The organism is Herbidospora daliensis (assembly GCF_001570585.1).
Lineage (GTDB): Bacteria > Actinomycetota > Actinomycetes > Streptosporangiales > Streptosporangiaceae > Herbidospora > Herbidospora daliensis.
On the sequence record NZ_BBXF01000005.1, the window covers coordinates 1 to 16,796 of the forward strand.

General features: G+C 71.4%; 17 protein-coding genes and 1 pseudogene. 9 read left to right on the top strand and 9 right to left on the bottom strand.

Annotated features, from left to right (window positions below):
• The 3 genes and pseudogenes from AW274_RS23190 to AW274_RS43025 form a co-directional block, all read left to right on the top strand.
• A pseudogene (locus tag AW274_RS23190) lies at positions 1-574 on the top strand (IS5 family transposase); the annotation flags it as partial.
• A gap of 25 nt (positions 575-599) precedes the next feature.
• Complete coding sequence (locus tag AW274_RS43020; protein ID WP_063813562.1) at positions 600-878, top strand: epoxide hydrolase N-terminal domain-containing protein; 279 nt, start codon at positions 600-602, stop codon at positions 876-878.
• Positions 879-1,404: 526 nt separating this feature from the next.
• Positions 1,405-1,734: a hypothetical protein gene (locus AW274_RS43025; RefSeq protein ID WP_063813564.1), complete on the top strand. Its 330-nt coding sequence runs from the start codon at positions 1,405-1,407 to the stop codon at positions 1,732-1,734.
• A gap of 26 nt (positions 1,735-1,760) precedes the next feature.
• On the opposite strand, the gene AW274_RS23200 is transcribed toward AW274_RS43025, so the two are convergent.
• The 5 genes from AW274_RS23200 to AW274_RS42695 are packed head-to-tail and all read right to left on the bottom strand — an operon-like array spanning position 1,761 to position 5,315.
• Positions 1,761-2,309, bottom strand: coding sequence for an EXLDI protein (locus tag AW274_RS23200; RefSeq protein ID WP_062436238.1), 549 nt, complete (start codon positions 2,307-2,309; stop codon positions 1,761-1,763).
• A complete protein-coding gene (locus AW274_RS23205) occupies positions 2,299-3,141 on the bottom strand; it encodes a class I SAM-dependent methyltransferase (protein ID WP_062436240.1) in 843 nt (280 codons plus the stop codon). The genes AW274_RS23200 and AW274_RS23205 overlap by 11 nt, the downstream gene beginning before the upstream one ends.
• Entirely contained in the window at positions 3,134-4,306 is a 1,173-nt protein-coding gene (locus AW274_RS23210; RefSeq protein ID WP_232320290.1) for an MFS transporter, read from the bottom strand. Before AW274_RS23210 ends, AW274_RS23205 begins: the two co-directional genes overlap by 8 nt.
• Positions 4,303-5,139, bottom strand: coding sequence for a PLP-dependent cysteine synthase family protein (locus AW274_RS23215; RefSeq protein ID WP_269750617.1), 837 nt, complete (start codon positions 5,137-5,139; stop codon positions 4,303-4,305). The genes AW274_RS23210 and AW274_RS23215 overlap by 4 nt, the downstream gene beginning before the upstream one ends.
• Positions 5,136-5,315 carry a hypothetical protein gene (locus AW274_RS42695; protein ID WP_269750618.1) on the bottom strand — a complete coding sequence of 60 codons (180 nt, stop codon included), beginning with the start codon at positions 5,313-5,315 and terminating at the stop codon, positions 5,136-5,138. The genes AW274_RS23215 and AW274_RS42695 overlap by 4 nt, the downstream gene beginning before the upstream one ends.
• A gap of 112 nt (positions 5,316-5,427) precedes the next feature.
• Here AW274_RS42695 and AW274_RS23220 point away from each other — a divergent pair, with 112 nt between their 5' ends.
• Positions 5,428-6,693 carry an aminotransferase class V-fold PLP-dependent enzyme gene (locus AW274_RS23220; RefSeq protein WP_062436242.1) on the top strand — a complete coding sequence of 422 codons (1,266 nt, stop codon included), beginning with the start codon at positions 5,428-5,430 and terminating at the stop codon, positions 6,691-6,693.
• A gap of 4 nt (positions 6,694-6,697) precedes the next feature.
• Here the strand turns inward: AW274_RS23220 and AW274_RS23225 are convergent, their stop codons facing one another.
• The 4 genes from AW274_RS23225 to AW274_RS23240 all read right to left on the bottom strand — a co-directional run bounded on the left by AW274_RS23225 (position 6,698) and on the right by AW274_RS23240 (position 10,701).
• Positions 6,698-7,801, bottom strand: a complete 1,104-nt coding sequence (locus AW274_RS23225; RefSeq protein WP_062436244.1) for an AI-2E family transporter — start codon at positions 7,799-7,801, stop codon at positions 6,698-6,700.
• Between the two features lie 62 nt (positions 7,802-7,863).
• Positions 7,864-8,817 (bottom strand): peptidase associated/transthyretin-like domain-containing protein, encoded by a 954-nt coding sequence (locus AW274_RS23230; RefSeq protein ID WP_062437852.1) that lies wholly within the window; start codon positions 8,815-8,817, stop codon positions 7,864-7,866.
• Positions 8,818-8,899: 82 nt separating this feature from the next.
• On the bottom strand, positions 8,900-10,498 hold the full coding sequence (gene mctP, locus AW274_RS23235) for a monocarboxylate uptake permease MctP (RefSeq protein WP_062436247.1): 1,599 nt from the start codon (positions 10,496-10,498) through the stop codon (positions 8,900-8,902).
• A complete protein-coding gene (locus AW274_RS23240) occupies positions 10,495-10,701 on the bottom strand; it encodes a DUF3311 domain-containing protein (RefSeq protein WP_062436249.1) in 207 nt (68 codons plus the stop codon). Before AW274_RS23240 ends, mctP begins: the two co-directional genes overlap by 4 nt.
• Before the next feature lie 291 nt (positions 10,702-10,992).
• Here AW274_RS23240 and AW274_RS23245 point away from each other — a divergent pair, with 291 nt between their 5' ends.
• The 5 genes from AW274_RS23245 to thyX all read left to right on the top strand — a co-directional run bounded on the left by AW274_RS23245 (position 10,993) and on the right by thyX (position 16,773).
• The gene (locus AW274_RS23245; RefSeq protein WP_062436251.1) at positions 10,993-13,116 is read left to right on the top strand and encodes an anthranilate synthase component I; all 2,124 of its coding nucleotides are present in this window, start codon (positions 10,993-10,995) and stop codon (positions 13,114-13,116) included.
• Positions 13,117-13,195: 79 nt separating this feature from the next.
• Positions 13,196-14,311 (top strand): amidohydrolase family protein, encoded by a 1,116-nt coding sequence (locus tag AW274_RS23250; protein WP_062436253.1) that lies wholly within the window; start codon positions 13,196-13,198, stop codon positions 14,309-14,311.
• Between the two features lie 55 nt (positions 14,312-14,366).
• Positions 14,367-15,260, top strand: coding sequence for an ABC transporter ATP-binding protein (locus AW274_RS23255; RefSeq protein WP_062436255.1), 894 nt, complete (start codon positions 14,367-14,369; stop codon positions 15,258-15,260).
• Positions 15,257-16,042 carry an ABC transporter permease gene (locus AW274_RS23260; RefSeq protein ID WP_062436258.1) on the top strand — a complete coding sequence of 262 codons (786 nt, stop codon included), beginning with the start codon at positions 15,257-15,259 and terminating at the stop codon, positions 16,040-16,042. The genes AW274_RS23255 and AW274_RS23260 overlap by 4 nt, the downstream gene beginning before the upstream one ends.
• 20 nt (positions 16,043-16,062) lie before the next feature.
• Positions 16,063-16,773 (top strand): FAD-dependent thymidylate synthase, encoded by a 711-nt coding sequence (gene thyX, locus AW274_RS23265; protein WP_062436260.1) that lies wholly within the window; start codon positions 16,063-16,065, stop codon positions 16,771-16,773.
• The last annotated feature ends 23 nt before the right edge of the window (positions 16,774-16,796 follow it).

Genomic DNA, 16,796 nt, shown 5'->3' on the forward strand with positions numbered 1-16,796 from the left:
GGATATGGCAGCGGCTGCATGAAGTTCTGCTCGATCGGCTCCGGAGTGTCGATGCCCTGGACCTGTCCCGCGCTGCGGTGGACTCCTCCCAAATCAGAGCGTTAAAAGGGGGCCGCAGACCGGACCGTCCCCGGTCGATCGAGGACGGGCCGGAAGCAAGCACCACCTGATCACCGACGCCACCGGCGTCCCGCTGGCGGTGATCCTGACCGGCGCGAACCGCAACGACGTCACCCAGCTGCTGCCCTTGCTGCACGCCATCCCCAAGATCCGTGGCAAGTGCGGCCGGCCCCGGCAACGACCTGATGCCGTCCTGGCCGACCGCGGCTACGACCACGACAAGTACCGCCGCCTGGTCCGTGCCCTGCAGATCCGCCCGCTGATCGCCCGCCGCGGCACCCCGCACGGCTCCGGCCTGGGCAGACACCGCTGGGTCGTCGAGCAGACCTTCGCCCTGCTGCACGCATTCCGGCGATTACGGATCCGCTGGGAAGCCCGCGCGGACATCCACGAAGCCTTCCTCAAACTGGCGTGCGCCCTCATCTGCTGGCGCCGACTCAACTCATTTTGTTAGGAGCTCTTAGTCCGACCTGGACGACGTGCGCGACCCCCTCACCCGCGCCCGCTGGCCCCGCCACATCGGCACCGGCTGGGAGCGCGGCGTCCCCGCGAACTACCTCAAGGACCTCGTGACCCGCTGGGCGGACGGCTACGACTGGCGCGCCCAGGAGAAACTCCTGAACCAGCACCCGCAGTTCGTGACCACGATCGACGGCCAGGACATCCACTTCCTGCACGTCCGCTCACCCGAACCGGACGCCTTCCCGCTCATCCTCAGCCACGCTGGCCGGGCTCATTCGTCGACTTCCTGGACGTGATCGGCCCTCTCACCGACCCCCGCGCCCACGGCGGCGACCCCGCCGGACGCCTTCCACGTCGTGATCCCCTCGCTCCTCGATTTCGGCTTCTCCAACCCGGTGTGGGAACCCGGCTGGGGGAACCTGTTCCGCGTGGCCGCCGCCTTCGCCGAACTGATGAGCCGGCTCGGCTACCCGCGCTTCGCCGCACAGGGCGGCGACATCGGAGGCGGCGTGACCACCCTGCTGCCCATGGCCGCCCCCGGCCGTGTGTCCGCCACCCACGTCGCCCTACCCGCTCGGCCCGCCCATCGACCTGGACGGCCTGTCCGCCGCCGACCGCGCCCGTGCCGAGCGCTTCAACGCGGCCCAATAAGACGGCCTGGGCTACCTGCACCTGCAGTCCACCCGCCCGCAGACCCTGGCCTACGCGCTCGACGACTCACTGATCGGCCAACTGGCGTGGATCGCCGAGAAGTTCAAGGAGTGGACCGACCCCGCCGCCCTGCCCGAGGACGCGCTGGACCGCGACCGGCTGCTGACCAACGTGAGCCTGTACTGGTTCACCGGCTCCGGCGCGTCCTCGGCCGACATCCTCTGCGAGGGCATGCGCGCCTACCGCGAGATGTCCGCCGCCGCGTCCGGCCGGCCGTCCGCGCCGCCGCAGGGCATCGCCGTGTACGCGGCCGACATGACGATCCGCCCCCTTGCCGACTGGTCGGAATTCGACCGCGGCGGCCATTTCCCGGCGATGGAAACGTCCGACATGTTCGCGGGGGACCTATGCGCGTTCTTCCGCGTCGCCCGTGAACGCGCCCGCGTCCGCAGCGAGAAACGCATCCGATGGGGCGGCCGACCACTGTCAGCCGTGGCCTGACCGCCCAACGTTTCCGGTCTCAGGAACTAGATGTCGAGGTCCTCGACGACAGGCGGTTTGCCGAGATCGGTGATCATGGCGAAGAACTCGTCGGGGACCCGGCCGCGCAGTTGCTCGAACGTGTCGAGGACCTCCAGGGTGGCCTCGCCCTGGATGAACCCGTAGTCGGAGTCGGCCAGGCCGAGGTAGGTGCGCAGCGCCTCGCGGGAGAACAGCCCCGACAACCAGTTCTCGGCGTCGCGGGTCATGCTGTCGGTCCACTCGGGGGAGCGCTCGACGTGCAGGACGTACTTGCCCTTGCGGGACCGGTAGACCCGGAACGTCTCGTTGCGCTGGCCCACCAGGCGGCTCCACTCGCCGAGCAGCACCCCGGAGAAGCGCTGCTTGCGCACCGCCGTGCCCTGGCCGACCTTGACGATGACCTCGTCGTAGCCCTCCTCGCGGCCCTCCTCCATCTCGACGTAGCGCCGCAGGGCGGTGCTGATCGCGGCCGAGAGCTTGCCCCCGGCGAGTTCGGTGGCCCGCTGGAAGAGCGGCAGGTCGTCATCAGAGACGTAGATCGTTTTATTGGGCATCGTCGGCCTCCTCCGTATGCGCATAAGTATACGTATGTTGGGCGGAGCGCCAGAGCCTGATCTCGGTCGCCGGGAGGCGTTCGGGGTACGGGCCCGCGCCGAGCAATGTTCGCAGGTCGTGCTCGAAGTCGGCGAGCCGGTCGCCGAACAGGTGCGGCGCGGAGTCGGAGCGGGAGAACGTCCACGCCACGAGGTCGTCGGCCGTGCGGTCGATCACCTCTCCGGCCGGGACGACGATGCGCTCGACCGGGCCGAACCCGGCCCGCGCCAGCACCAGGTCCTCCCGGCCCGGGGTGCCGTTCACGAGCACGCCCTGACCCGCCCGGCGCACCGGGCCGAGGTGACGCCGCACCAGCTCGCCGATCGCGGCGTACACCGGAGGTTGCGGCGTCTTCACCTCGCCGACCTGGACGAACGCGCCTCCCGGCGGCAGCATGCGCAGCACGGCCGAGGCGACGCGGTCGCGGTCGGTCCAGTGGAACGACTGGGCGAACACCACCGCCTGGAAAGTCCCGAGGTCGCCGGGCAGGTCCTCGGCCCGGCCCGCCACCCAGCGCACGTTGGTCACGCCCCTGAGCTCGGCCCGCCGCCGGGCCTCGGCCAGCATGCCGGGGTCGGGGTCGAGGCCGATCGCCTCGCCCACGTGGGGGGCCAGGGCGAGGGTGACGGTCCCGGGGCCGCAGCCGACGTCGAGCACGCGGCTGCGGTGGTCGAGACCCAGCGCGGCGGCCAGTGTGGCGGCGTAGCCGGGGGCGTAGGGGAGCCGGCCGCGTTCGTAGTGCGGTGCGGCGCCCTGGAACAGGGTCGCGTCCCACTGCCATCCGTCAGCCATGCGACCACGGTAGCGGCCGGGTGAGGCCCGAGCGGCCGAGCAGGTGGACGCCCGCCGCGCACCCCGCGCCCAGGCACGCCAGCGCCGCCCACAGCAGGGCGGTGTGGTCGAGCAGCGCCCCGACGGCCAGGTTGCCCGCGGTGATGCCGATCCCGGCGATCGAGTTGTAGAGGCCGTAGTGGGTGGCGACGAGCCGCCCGCCCGACAGCGCCACGACGGTGTCCATCTCGAACGGGTACGTCAGCGCCGTGCCGACGCCGAGCAGCGCCGCGCACAGCAGCACCGCGCCCGGCCACGCCGTCACCGTGAGCGGCGTGAACGCCGCGCCCATCAGGGCCAGGCCCCACGTCATGGCCTGTTCCGGCGTCCAGCGGGACCGCGCCCACGCGGTGATGCGCAGCTGGCCGAGCACCGCGATCCCGCCCGACACCACGAACAGCAGCGTCACCGCGCCCGGGTCGCCGAGCGCCAGCGGCAGCGCCAGGTAGACCTGGAACGACAACACGTACGACCCCGTCATCGCCCCCGCGAACAGCACGAAGGGCCGGTTGGCCAGCACGGTCCGCCAGTCGGCCAGCACCCCCGCCGACTCCGCCCGCGTCCCGGGACCGGGCGGCAGCGCCAGCACCTGCACGACCGTCAGCACCGCGAACAACCCGGCGGCCACCGCGCAGACCAGCCGGAAGTCGGCCGCCATCAGGGCCAGCCCGACCACCGGCCCGAGCAGGATCCCGGCCTGGTAGAAGACGTTGAACAGGGCGAACGCCTCGACCCGCCGATCACCGGCCGTGTGGGCGAGATAGGCGCGTACGGCCGGATTGAACAGCGCGCCCGCGAACCCGGTCATCGCCGAGGCGGCGAGCAGCACCGGCAGCGTGCCCGCGAAGCCGAGCAGCGCGAACCCGAGCGTGCGCAGCAGGCACCCGGCGATGATGACCGGCCGGTAGCCGAGCCGGTCGGCCAGCGTGCCGCCGAGCAGGAACAGGCCCTGCTGGCTCAGGTTGCGCACCCCGAGCACCAGCCCGACCGTCCAGCCTGCCAGGCCCAGCCCGCCCGACAGGTGCCCGGCCAGGAACGGCATCAGCAGGTAGAACGCCACGTTGATGGTGAACTGGTTGACCATCAGCAGCCGCGCGGTGCCGTCGAACGAGCGCCAGGCCCTCACCGGACCACCATCCGCGTCCAGCGGGTCACCTCGGCCTCGTCGGCCGTCTTGATCTCGTCGGGTTCGGCGGCCGGCGGCCGGTGCAGCAGGCCGTGGGCGGCGCAGTAAGCGTCGTCGAAGATGGTCGAGCCGTAGCGGGCCGGGCCGTCGGGGAAGACGGCGGCGATCCGGGTGTCCGGCGGCAGGGTGCGGGCCAGCCAGGAGGCGACGACGGTGACCGCGCCGACGCTCCACCCGCCGGTCGTGTAGTGGGTGGCGGCGAGGGTCCGGCAGGCCCAGACGGCCTCGTTGGCGGCGACCCAGTGGATCTCGTCGAACTCGCCGTGCGCGACGTTGCGCGGGTGGATGCTGCTGCCCAGGCCGCGCATCAGCCGGGGCCGGGCCGGCTGGCCGAAGATCGTCGACCCGACCGCGTCGACCCCCACGAGGACCACCCGCCCGTCGCGCCGCCGCAGCGCCCTCGTCACCCCGGCCGAGTGGCCGCCCGTCCCCACGCTGCACACCAGCACGTCGACCCGCCCCAGCTGCCCGGCCAGCTCGTCGGCCAGGCCCGCGTAGGCGCCGACGTTGTCGGGGTTGGCGTACTGGTCGGGGCAGTAGGCCCCCGGATGCGCCGCCAGCAGCTCGGCCACCCGGTCGAGCCGGGCATGCTGCCAGCCGCCGTCCGGATGCGGCCGCGACACCGTCTCGACCCGCACGCCGTGGGCGGTCAGCAGCCGGTGGACGAGGGGCTCCATGCCGGGATCGGTGACGACGGTGACCGGATGGCCGTAGACGATCCCGGCGAGCGCCAGCCCCAGCCCGAACGTGCCCGACGTCGACTCGACGATCATCGCGCCGGGCGCGAGCTCGCCCCGCTCCCTGGCCCGCCCGACGATTGCAGGGCGGCCCGGTCCTTCAGGCCGCCGGGGTTGACCGCCTCCAGCTTGGCCCAGAAGCCCCGCCCGGCGGGGGCGAAGGGCTCGGTGATCAGGCGTACCGGGGTGCCGCCCACCAGATGAGAAGACATGTCGTCACGCAAAGTAACCGAACTTTCCGCGTGTTTGGTGGTGCCCCGCCGGTCCCGGCGGCCGGGGCGGCGGATAATCGAGCCGCCCCCCAGCCGTACCGAAGGGGGAGACGTGACCCTGTCACGCCGCGCGATGCTCACCGGCCTGCCGCTGTCTCTGATGGCCCGCCCCGCGACCGCGGTGGCGGCCCCCGCGGGCGCTCCCGAGGAGGTCGCCCGCGACGAGGTCTACTGGCGGTCGGTGGCGGCGGCGTTCCGGGTCGACCCCGGCTTCGTGAACCTGGAGAACGGCTACTTCGGCAGCATGCCCGAACCCGTCAGGCTGGCCTACCACGCCCACGCCGACCGGCTGAACGCGGAGAACAGCCGGCTGCTGCGCACGGCGTACCGGCAGCCGGCGGACGAGGCCGCCGCGCGCGTCGCGGGCCTGCTCGGCGTGACCAAGGAGGAGATCGCCTTCACCCGGGGCGGCACCGAGGCCCTGCAGAACCTGATCACCGGCTACCGGCGGCTCGCCCCCGGCGACGCCGTCATGCACGCCGACCTCGACTTCCACACCGGCAAGTCGGCCCTGAAATGGCTGGCCGACCGGCACGGTGCCCGCGTCGAACGCCTGGTGATCCCCGAACCGGCCACCCGCCAGGCGGTCGTGGACGCCTACGCCGCCGCCCTGGAGAAGACGCCGCGCCTGCGGCTGCTGCTGCTGAGCCACATGAACAACCTCACGGGCCTCGTCGTGCCCGTCAGGGAGATCGTCGAGATGGCCCGCGCGAAGGGCGTCGACGTGATCGTGGACGCCGCCCACACGTGGGGCCACCTCGACTTCACCCTGCCGGAACTCGGCGCCGACTTCGGCGTCTTCTCCCTGCACAAGTGGATGGGCGCGCCGCTGGGCAGCGGTTTCCTCTACATCCGCAAGGAGCGCCTGGCCGACGTCGCCCCCGTCTTCGGCGACGAGTCGCAGCAGGCCGACATCCGCTCCCGGGTCCACACGGGCACCATGGACGTCGCCCCGATCCTCAGCGTCGGCGCCGCCCTCGACTTCCACGAGAAACTCGGCGCGAAGGTGAAGGAGGCCCGCCTGCGCCACCTGCGCGACCGCTGGGTCGGCCAGGTGCGCGACCTGCCCATCGAAATCCTCACCCCCGACGACCCGGCCATGTACGGCGGCATGACCGCCTTCCGTTTCGCGGGCCGCACCTCCGAGGCCGACAACACCGCCGTCGTCGACCACCTCTACACCCGGCACCGCATCTTCACGGTGCACCGGGGCGGCGTCACCAAAGGCGACTGCGTCAGGGTCACCCCGGCCCTGTTCACCTCGGCCGCCGACGTCGACCGCCTCGCCGCCGCCCTGCGGGAACTGGCGTCCCGCTGAGCGGTCAGGCCACCGCGGGCCGGGCCGGGGGCGGCGGCTCCGGCGGGGACGCGGGCGGGCCCGAGTCGGGGGAGCGGCCCTGGGCGTTGCGGATCAGCGCCACGATCACGGAGGTCACCGGGGCCGCCAGGAACGCGCCGATGATGCCCGCGACCACGCTGCCGACCGTCAGCGCCAGCAGGATCACCGCGCCCGGCAGGTCGAGCGCCTTGCCGTAGATCATCGGCGCCAGCACGTGGCCTTCGAGCTGCTGCACCAGGATCGTCACCGCGATCACGATCAGGGCCACCAGCCAGCCCTTGGCCACGAACGCCACCACCGCCGCGAGCAGCCCCGCGAACAGCGCGCCGATGACCGGCAGGAACGCGCCCACGAACGTCAGCACCGCCAGCGGCAGCGCGATCGGCACGCCCAGGATCCACAGCGCGAGGCCGATGAAGAAGGCGTCGACGAAGCCGACCGCCGCGACGCCCCGCACGTAGCGGCCGACCACGTCGAAGACGATCTTGCTGGTGGTCATGATGTGGTCGCGGCTGCCGCGCGGGGCCAGGTCGGCCACCCAGCGCACCAGGTGGTCGCCGCCGTGCACCAGGTAGACGGCCAGGATCAGCGCCAGCACCCCGCCGACCACGATCTCGCCGACGGTCTTCACCCCGGTGATCGCGCCGGAGGCGACCTCGCCGCCGCGCTGCGACAGGAACGTCTGGACGTCGTGCACGATCTCCTGGATGCGGGCCTGGTCGAAGCCGAAGCGCGCGGCGGTCGCCTGGAGGTCGGTGACGACCTTGCCGATGCTGTTGCTCAGCTCGGCGAACCCGTCGATCGTCGGGGGGACCAGCAGCGCGATGACCCCCGCCAGCACCGCGATCACCGCCACGAACGCGAGCAGCGTGGACAGGGCGCGGTTGAGGCCCCACTGGCGCAGCCGCCGCGCCGGGGGCATCATCAGCGCCGTGATGAAGATCGCGAACACGACGCTGATGGCGACGGTCCTGATCTGGTAGACGATCCACAGGATGACCGCCGTCAGGGCGATCAGGACGAGGATGCGCCCCGCCGTCGTGCTGGCCCTGCGCAGGCCGTCCCCCGCGGCTCCCGGATCTGCCATCGGCGTTCCCTCCCCGTCACGGTCGATGCCCGCCGATGATCCCAGAGATCGCGGGCGGCGGGCTACCGTCCGTCGCGGCCGGGGTCGACGTCGAAGGTGATCGCCCCCTGGAAGCCGTCGCCGCTCGGCGCCGTGGCCATGACCATGGAGCTCCGGAAGATCGAGTCGCCGTCGTTCCGCGTGTCGCGCGCGCCCCGCCCGGCGTAGGCGCCGGCGGCCAGCACTTCGTCGTTGCGCGCCTCGTCGAACATGACCTGGGTGGTGAGCGTCCGCTCGTCGCCGACGTGAACCATGGCGTGGACGTGCACGGTCCGCCCCCGGTACCACCCGGGCCAGATGGTGGTGAACACCACGATCCCATCGGCCCCGGTGACCTGAGCACCCCGCAGATACCGCTCGTCATCGGTCGGCACGAGATCACCTATAGCGCCGGAAGCCCCCGGACCACCCGAAGCCTGACCTCCGGAAGCCTGACCGCCCGCACCTTGACCGCCCGCACCTTGACCGTTTGGAACCGGAGCACCGCCCGGAGCCTGACCGTCTGGAACCGGAGCATCGCCTGGAGTTTGCCCGTCTGGGGGCTGCGCGCCGCCGGGCCCGCCGGTCGAGGCTGATTCCGCGCCCGAGTAGAGGCCGCCCGCGTCGCAGTGCCAGATCTCCACGACCGCGTCCTTCAGCGGCTCGCAGGTCTCGCTGTCGCGTACCCGGATCGCCATGTCCAGCCGCGTTCCCGGCCGGTCCTCGCGGATGTCCGAGCGGATCTTGTCCGCGTCGAAGTAGTAGGGCCCCGGGGTGGTGGAGGGCGTCAGTGTGCAGGTCCCGGAGGAGTCGAAGAGCGCCGTTAGGTCGCCGGGCACGCCCGACCGGGGGCTGATGGTCGCCGCACCCGTGGAGGTAGTCACCGGGGTGGACCCGGTCGCGCCGCACGCCGCGAGGAGCGTGCCGAGACCGATCGAACCCACCCCGGCGATCATCGTGCGCCGGCTGACCCGGCGGCCTTCGTCGTGGTCTGTCATGCCCGTCACGCTAGGAACCGGACATGAGGGCCACGTGAGAACCGCCTTGAGATCTACTTTGTAAAGGCGCCGTAAGGGGAGATCACGTCGACCCGGCCACCTCCAGGTCGTCCTTCACCTCGGGGTCCCCGGCGTCGGCGGTGTAGTCGCGCGGGCTGGTCCCGTCGACCCCCTCCGACGACCCGAGCCGCCGGGCCAGCACGGTCGCCAGCGCCGCCACGGCCAGGTTCACGATCAGCGCCAGGAACCCGGCGTACACCGTCATCGGCGTGTCGAAGCCGAGCTTGCTCAGCGGGAACGCCGACCCGCCGAAGTGGGCGTGGTTGTTGGCCGGGTTGGCGATGTTGTAGAGCAGCACCATCCCGGCCGTCATCCCGGCCGTCCAGCCCGCGATCAGGCCCACCCGGTGGAACCACCGGGTGAACAGCCCCAGCGCCACCGACGGCAGCGTCTGCAGGATGATCACGCCGCCGATCAGCTGCAGGTCGATGGAGAACTGCGGGTCGATCAGCAGGATGCAGAGCACCGCGCCCACCTTGACGACCAGCGAGGTCAGCTTGCTGACCCGGGCCTCCTGGGCGTCGGTGGCGTCGCGCCGCAGGTACTCCTTGTAGATGTTCCGCGTGAACAGGTTCGCCGCCGCGATCGACATGATCGCCGCCGGGACCAGCGCGCCGATGCCGATGGCCGCGAACGCGACGCCGGTGAACCAGTCGGGGAACATCTGGTCGAACAGCTGCGGCACGACCGTGTTCACGTCGGTGCCGATCGGGGTGATCCCGGCCGCGATGGCCATGTAGCCGAGCAGCGCGATGAGCCCCAGCAACAGGCTGTAGGCCGGCAGCGCCGACATGTTCCGCTTGATCACGTCGCGCGACCGCGAGGCCAGCACCCCGGTCACGCTGTGCGGGTAGAGGAACAGCGCCATCGCCGACCCCAGCGCCAGGGTGATGTACTGCAGCTGGTTGTTGGCGTTCAGCAGGGTCCCGTCGCCGGGCGCGGGGGTCTTGGCGAACTTGGCGTCGGCCGCGTCGAAGATCGACCCGAACCCGCCGAGCCGCGCCGGGATGTAGATCACCGCGACGAGGATCACGATGTAGATCAGGATGTCCTTCACGAACGCGATCAGCGCCGGGGCCCGCAGCCCGCTCTGGTAGGTGTACGCCGCCAGGATGGCGAACGCGATGATCAGCGGCAGGTCGCCGGTGACCCCCATCGTCTTCAGCACGGCCTCGATGCCGATGAGCTGGAGCGCGATGTACGGCATCGTCGCCACGATCCCGGTGATCGCGACCAGCAGCGCCAGGGTCGGCGAGCCGAACCGCACCCGCACGAAGTCGGCGGGCGTCACCAGCCCGTGCACGTGCGACACCGACCAGAGCCGGATCAGCACCAGCATCACCAGCGGATAGGTGATGACCGTGTAGGGCACCGCGAAGAACCCGGTCGCCCCGGCCCCGAACAGCAGCGCCGGCACCGCGACGAAGGTGTACGCCGTGTAGAGGTCCCCGCCCACCAGGAACCACGTGATCCACGACCCGAAGTTGCGCCCGCCCAGCCCCCACTCGTTCAGCGAGGCGAGGTTGTCGGCCCGCCGCCACCGCGCGGCCACGAAGCCCATGCCGCTGACCAGCAGGAACAGGGCGGTGAAGATGACGATCTCGGTGATGTGCTCGTTCATCGGCGGGTCACCCGGTAGACGATCAGGGTCGCCGACACGCTGATGACCAGGAAGGCGAGCTGCAGCCAGTAGAACAGCGGAACGCCGAACAGCCGGGGCTCCTCATGGTTGAACAGGGCCGGTACGAGGGGGACGACGATGGCCGGCGCCAGCACCCAGTTCCAGCGGCTGCGGTCCGATCTGGGGGAACGTGGATCCGTCAACGGACACTCCTTCCGACAGGTTGTCGATTGGAGCGTAAAGTGACGGGTGTCACAGGTGGAGCTCCCATCGACGAGCGGCGGCCTGGGCGCGCCGAACGGTCAGGTCATTCGCCCGACATGTGGATTGCGGCGTGTTATTGTGTGCCGCATGCAGATTCCTCAGCAGCAGTGGTGGCGCCGCTAACAGGCGGCCCTCAGCTCAGGTTTCTCGCGAATCGAAACAGGCCGCCCCGGGATTGGGCGGCCTTCTGTGTTTCCGCCCCCGGGGCATGAGTGGATCAAGGGGCGACAGTGGAGACCAGCGGTTACACCACGGCGGGCGGCATCGGGGTCGAGCGCGTGGTGCGCGCCGTGCCCGAGGCGGCCCTCGACGAGATCGTCGACTCGCTCGGCACTCGCCGGGGCGGGGCGTTCTCCTCGGGCATGGACTATCCGGGCAGGTACAGCCGATGGGCCTTCGGCTACGCCGATCCCTGCCTGGAGCTCGTCGCGCGCGGCCGCCGCATCTCGGCCCGCGCGCTCAACGACCGGGGCGCCGTCGTGCTCCCCGCCGTCGCGGCCTGTCTCCGCGCCGCCGGGGAGGTCGTCGGCACGCCCACCGCCACCTTCACCGAGGTCGAGGTGCACCCGTCCGACGAGTGGCTGCCCGAGGAGATGCGCTCGCGCCGCCCCACGGTCTTCACCGCGATCCGCGAGGTCATCGCCGCGTTCAAGGGCGACGACCAGCACCTCGGGCTCTACGGCGCGTTCGGCTACGACCTGGCCTTCCAGTTCGAGCCCATCCGCTACGCGCTCACCCGCCCCGACGACCAGCGCGACCTGGTCCTCCACCTGCCCGACCGCCTCGTGGTGATCGACCGGGTGAAGGAGACCGTGCTGGAGTACTCCTACGAGTTCGCCTACGACGGGAAGAGCACGAAGGGCCTGCCGCGCACCGGCGACTCCCGCGAGCTCGTCCAGGCGGGCGAGATCCCGGCCGACCCGGTCAGGGGCGCGTACGCCGACGTCGTCGCCAAGGCGAAGGAGAAGTTCCGGCGCGGTGACCTGTTCGAGGTCGTGCCCGGCCAGGTCTTCCACGCGCCCTGCGACGACCCGCCCGCCTTCTACCGGGGGCTGCGCACCAGCAACCCGGCGCCGTACGAGTTCATCCTCAGCCTCGGCGACGGCGAGCACCTGGTCGGGGCCTCGCCCGAGATGTACGTCCGGGTCTCCGGCGAGCGGGTGGAGACCTGCCCGATCTCCGGCACCATCGCCCGCGGCGCCAACCCGGTCGAGGACGCCGAGGCGATCCGCACCCTCCTGTCCAGCGTGAAGGAGGAGTCGGAGCTGACCATGTGCACCGACGTCGACCGCAACGACAAGTCGCGCATCTGCGTGCCCGGTTCGGTCAAGGTCATCGGCCGCCGCCAGATCGAGATGTACTCCCGGCTGATCCACACCGTCGACCACATCGAGGGCTACCTGCGCCCCGAGTTCGACGCCCTCGACGCCTTCCTCACCCACATGTGGGCGGTCACCGTCACCGGCGCCCCGAAGACGTGGGCGATGCAGTTCATCGAGGACCACGAGGCCACCACCCGCCGCTGGTACGGCGGCGCGGTCGGCTTCATCGGCTTCGACGGCTCGATGAACACCGGCCTGACCCTGCGCACCGCCCAGATCAAGAACGGCGTGGCGACGGTCCGGGCGGGCGCGACCCTGCTGGTCGACTCCGACCCCGACGCCGAGGAGCGCGAGACCGAGCTCAAGGCCAGCGCCCTGCTGGGCGCGCTGGCGGCGGTCGGCCGGGGCGAGGTGGCGCAGGAGGCCGTCGCGGCCGAGCAGCCGGGCGAGGGCCACACCGTGCTCCTCGTCGACTACGAGGACTCGTTCGTCAACACCCTGGCCGACTACTTCCGCCAGCAGGGCGCGAAGGTCGTCACGCTGCGCCACGGCTTCCCGACCACGATGATCGAGGAGATCGCGCCGACCCTCGTGGTGCTCTCGCCCGGCCCCGGCTGGCCGTCCGACTTCGGCACCGACCGGCTCGTCGCCGCCCTCTACGAGCGGAACCTGCCGGTCTTCGGGGTCTGCCTCGGGCTGCAGGCCATGGTCGAGCAGGCGGGTGGGCAGCTCGACCTGCTGCCCTACCCGGAGCACGGCAAGCGCGGGCAGATCAAGCGCGAGGGCGACAGCGCGCTGCTCGAAGGGCTGCCCGAGGCGTTCACCGCCGCGCGCTACCACTCGGTGCACGCCAAGCACCCGGGCGTGCAGGGCTTCACGGTCACGGCGGCGACCTCCGACGGCGCGGTCATGGCGATCGAGGACGTCGCCAACCGCCGGTTCGGGGTGCAGTTCCACCCCGAGTCGATCCTCACCACCGAGGGCGGCGCCGGCGCCAAGATCATCGCCAACGTGCTGAGGCTGGCCCGGTAAAGATCGCACCGATCGCCTGACCGCCCGGCGGCCGCGGCCCTAGAGTCTCGTCCCTGTCGAAGCCAAGGGGGACGAGGGAATGACGCCGGTGCTGCCGGGTCCGGTCCGGGCGGCGCTGACGGCGCCCCTGGTCGACCACCACTGCCAGGGGGTGCGCCGCGACGACCTGGTCAGGGCCCAGTTCGAGACGCTGATCACCCGGGCGGGCCATTCCGCGCCGCCCGGGACCACCCATTTCGACACCCCCGAGGGGGTGGCGATCCGGCGCTGGTGCGCGCCCGTCCTGGGGCTCGAACCGCACGCCCCGGCCGCCGTCTACCTGGCCCGCCGGGCCGAGCTGGGGGCGGCCGAGGTCAACCGGACGCTGCTGCGGGCCGCCGGCGTCGTCGCCTTCCTGGTCGACACCGGCACCGAGTCCTCGCCCGACCTGCTGTCGGTGGCCGAGACCGGACGGCTCGGCGGCGCGGCCTCCGACGAGATCGTCCGGCTCGAACGGGTCGAGCAGGACGTCGCCGAAGAGGGATTGAGCGCGCCCGGCTACCTCGACCGGCTACGCGCCGAGGTCGCCGCGCGGGCCTCCCGGGCGGTCGGCCTGTCGACCGTGATCGGCTACCGCTGCGGCCTCGACGTCGATCCGGTCCGTCCGGCGCGCGGGGCCGTGCTGGCGGCGGCCGGACGCCGGGCCGCCGAGCCGAAGAAGCCGCTGACCGACCCGGTGCTGCTGCGCCACCTGCTCTGGACCGGCGTCGACGTCGCCCGGGAGCGGGCGATGCCGCTGCAGATCCCGTGCGGCCACTCGGGGGTCGAGCCGGGTGTGCTGCACCGGTCCGACCCGACCGCGCTGGCCCCCTTCATCCGGGCGCTCGGGCCGCTCGGGGTGCCGGTCATCCTGCTGCACTGCTCCCCGTACGAGCGGGCCGCCGCCTTCCTGGCCGCCACGTTCCCCCATGTGCACATCGACGTGCGCGACGGGCTCGCCGAGGTGCTCGGGCTCGCGCCGTTCCACAAGATCATGTTCGGTTCGGGCGGCTGGGGCGTCGCCGAGACCGTCTACCTGGGCGCCCTGCGGCACCGGACCGTGCTGGCCCGCGAACTCTCCGCCCGCATCGACGCCGGAGACTGGTCGGCCGGGGATGCGGAACGGGTCGCGGGGATGATCGGATCGGGGAACGCTCGTCGGATCTACCGACTTTAAATCCTCTTTAGGTAGGAGGAACCAGCAGATCTTGGCGGAAAGACTTGAAAGCGCCATGACTGCCATAGAGATCCGCAACCTCAGCAAGTCGTTCGGCGCCGTCCGCGCCGTCGACGACGTCTCCTTCACGGTGGAAGCCGGCACCGTCACGGGCTACCTCGGCCCCAACGGCGCCGGCAAGACCACCACCCTGCGCTCCCTGCTCGGCCTGGTCACCCCCGACTCGGGGGAGGCCCTGGTCAACGGGCGGCGGTACGCCAGCCTCGACCATCCCCTCAACGAGGTCGGCGCGGTCCTGGAGGCCACCAGCTTCCACCCGGGCCGCACCGCCCGCGACCACCTGCGCATCATGACCACCGCGGCGGGCCTGCCCGCCTCCCGGCCCGACGAGGCGCTCGAACAGGTCGGCCTCGCCGACGCCGCCCGCAAGCGGGTCGGCGGCTTCTCCCTCGGCATGCGCCAGCGGCTGGCCCTCGCGGGCGCGCTGCTCGGCCAGCCGAAGATCTTCATCCTCGACGAGCCCGCCAACGGCCTCGACCCGGCGGGCATCCAGTGGCTGCGGGGCTTCCTGCGCCACCTCGCCCACGACACCGGCGCGGCCGTGCTGGTCTCCAGCCACGTGCTGGCCGAGGTCGAGCAGACCGTCGACAACGTGGTGATCATCGCCAAGGGCCGCATGATCCGCCAGGGCACCCTCGCCGAACTCACCGGCAACGGCGGCGGCGCGGTCCGCGTCAAGACCAAGGACGACTTCGCCCCCGCCCTGCGCGCCGCCGGCGCCGAGGTCGAGGAGGTCGAACCGGGCCTGCTCCGCGTCAAGGGCCTCGACGCCGAGGAGATCGGCCGCCTGGCCCTCGACCAGCGGGTGCTCCTCACCGAGGTCGCCCACGAGCGTTCCGACCTGCAGAGCGTCTTCCTCGACCTGACCGGAGAGGGGGAGCGGGCATGACGAACCTCATCCGCGCGGAGCTCCAGAAGCTCTTCACCACCCGCCTGTGGTGGGCTATGGCTTTGGTCATGTTCGCGTTCACCGCGTTCGGCCTGGCCTTCCTCATCGCCCAGGCCGGGGTCGCGCCCGCCAACGGCCAGCCGGGCCTGCCCGCGCTCGACGACCCGGCGTGGTTGCCGCTGGCCCTCAGCTTCGCCTCCGGGGCCAACATCTTCACGATGATCCTCGGCATCGTGCTGATGACCAGCGAATACCGCTACCAGACCATCACCGGCACGTTCCTCACCACGCCCAAGCGCGGCCGCGTCATCGCCGCCAAGCTCGGCGCCGGGGTGATCGTCGGCGTCTTCTTCGCGGTCATCTCGCTGCTGTTCACCGCCGTCGTCGCCATCACCGCCGTGCTCATCGGGGGCGGCTCGATCGACCTGACGGCGGGCCGCATCCCGCAGCTCACCCTCGGGGTCTTCGCAACCCTGGTCCTGTACGCCCTGTTCGGCATAGGCCTCGGCGCGCTCGTGCGCAACCAGGTGGCCGCGCTGATCGGCGGCATCGTGTGGGCCTACGTGATCGAGTCGATCCTGGGCGCCTTCCCGGCCCTCCAGACGGTCGGCAAGTGGCTGCCCGGCGGAGCGGCGCAGGCGCTGATGAACATCGACTTCGACACCGGCCTCGGCGAGTCGAACCTGCTGCCCGCCTGGGGCGGCGCCCTCGTCCTGGTCGCCTACGCCCTGCTGTTCGCCCTCATCGCGAATGTCACCACCACCCGCAGGGACATCACCTGAGGTCGTTATGCTCGTGGCCCATGGTGAAGTTGCAGAGTGATGTGACCGTCGAACTGGTCAAACACAGCGCGTCCGACTCGGACGTGCTGTGGGCGGCCCGGGTCTCGACGGCGGGGGAGCAGTCGCTGGAGGAGATCCACAAGGATCCCGAACGGTCCAAGGGCCTGCTCAACTTCCTGATGCGCGACCGGCACGGGTCGCCGTTCGAGCACAACTCGATGACCTTCTTCATCAGCGCGCCGATCTTCGTCTTCCGCGAGTTCCACCGCCACCGCGTGTGGTCCTACAACGAGGAGAGCGGCCGCTACCGGGAGCTGCAGCCGGTGTTCTACGTGCCGGGCGCCGACCGCAAGCTGGTGCAGGAGGGCCGTCCCGGCAAGTACGTCTTCGTCGACGGCACCCCCGAACAGCACGCCCTCGTCTCCGAGACGATGGAGGAGTCCTACCGGGCCTCCTACGCGGCGTACCAGAAGATGCTCGAGGCCGGAGTGGCCCGCGAGGTGGCGCGGGCCGTGCTGCCCGTCGGGCTGTTCTCCTCCATGTACGCCACCTGCAACGCCCGCGCGCTGATGCACTTCCTGTCGCTGCGCACCAAGGACGACCGGGCCGCGGTCCCGTCGTTCCCGCAGCGCGAGATCGAGATGGTGGCCGAGAAGATGGAGGCCCTGTGGGCCGGGCTGATGCCGCTCACCCACGCGGCCTTCAACGCCAACGGGCGCGTCGCGCCGTGATTTGAGTACCCGGGTGCTCAGGC